The sequence below is a fragment of the Clostridium tarantellae genome (genome assembly GCF_009295725.1).
Lineage (GTDB): Bacteria > Bacillota > Clostridia > Clostridiales > Clostridiaceae > Sarcina > Sarcina tarantellae.
On the sequence record NZ_WHJC01000501.1, the window covers coordinates 1 to 1,381 of the forward strand.

1 protein-coding gene is annotated in these 1,381 nt (G+C 26.9%); it reads right to left on the reverse strand.

Annotation, left to right across the window (positions count from 1 at the left end; all coding sequences use genetic code 11):
* Positions 1 to 56 precede the first annotated feature (56 nt).
* The gene (locus GBZ86_RS15940; protein WP_152892289.1) at positions 57 to 1,259 is read right to left on the reverse strand and encodes an IS701 family transposase; all 1,203 of its coding nucleotides are present in this window, start codon (positions 1,257 to 1,259) and stop codon (positions 57 to 59) included.
* Positions 1,260 to 1,381 lie beyond the last annotated feature (122 nt).

Consider the following 1,381-nt stretch of genomic DNA (forward strand, 5'->3'; position numbering starts at 1 on the left):
CTATAATAGTGCATTTTCACTTGAATAAATTTACAGTTGAATAGAAAAACACTTTCTTAAGCTACTTTAAGTTGCTCGAAAATTTTTTCTAGCGGAACTCCATTTTGAGCCGCGTTATATATTGATGTTATTTTAGCTTTTTTTAAATTGTTCCTTATAACCTTGAAACCAGTGTTAAAATGATTTAATCCATTTGAATTCAAGCTACAATAAGTGTAATTTAAAATCATTAATAATAAATATCTTGTAATGGCTTTTTCAACTCTTACTTGATATCCGTTTAAACCGAGATTAGCTTTACAACTCTTGAAGAATGGTTCGATGTCCCATCTTTCGGAATATTGGATGAGAATATCAATTGCAGATAAAGAAGTATCCAATGATATAAATGCTCTTAAGCACTTATTATCATGAAAAGATTCTTTAGGATAACTTAATACAATTGATACATTCTTCATATCCGTTAAATCACCAGTATATTTATAGATATAGTATTCATTCTTATTGACTGTGACAAGGTCAAATGAATTTATATCTAAGCTTTTAGCGAAACTATAGACTTTTATACCTAATCTCTCATGGTTATGTGGAAAAATAACTCTATTAGTTTTTATAGCACCAATGTAGTTATATTTATTATCTTTTGAAGATTTAAAAATAGCTTTTGAACTATACCAACTATCACACAAAACAACACCTTTTTTTATTGGCTTAGGAAGAGATTTTATTAAATTTTGACTTAATTCTATCTTACTCATAGTATTTTTATCATATAAATCTATAGAATATGGAAGCTTTAAATTATCACAAGATAATAATGAAACTATTATTTGATGTCCAAAAACTTGTTTGTTTTCTAAATGAGAATATGCAAATGCACATTTTTCTATTGGATTAATAGCCTTTGACGAGGGCTTAGTCTTTTTAGAAATTGTATCATCTATTATAAAATATATAGGTTTTTGAGTTTCATTAGATTTTTTCCATATGATGTCTAAAACAAAATCTCTCAAGGATCTTTGCAAAAGTGATTCATCCCAACTACTACTAGACATAAATCTACTTACACTAGTTCTATGTTTAGTAGAATCAGTTTCAGCAACTTGAGACATTTTGCCATTAAAACCAGTAGCCATCATTGCATTTATAATACTTTGCAAATGCTTTAATTGTGGCTTGGTAAGATATAAGTCAAAATTTAATTCTCTTAAAAATTTGTCTAGAGATAAGTTATCTGGTATAATCAGTTCTTGAAACATTTATGTTTAACTCCTTGTGTGTTTTTTTTGTGTGAGAACTTAATTATAACAGGGTTTTATCATAAATGTTTTTTTATTTTATTATGCTGTAAAATTATTCAAGCATTTTTGCACTATTATAG

Coding starts and splice junctions, on each gene's coding strand:
- GBZ86_RS15940 (WP_152892289.1), bottom strand. CDS start 1,259: ATGTTTCAAGAACTGATTATACCAGATAACTTATCTCTAGACAAATTT.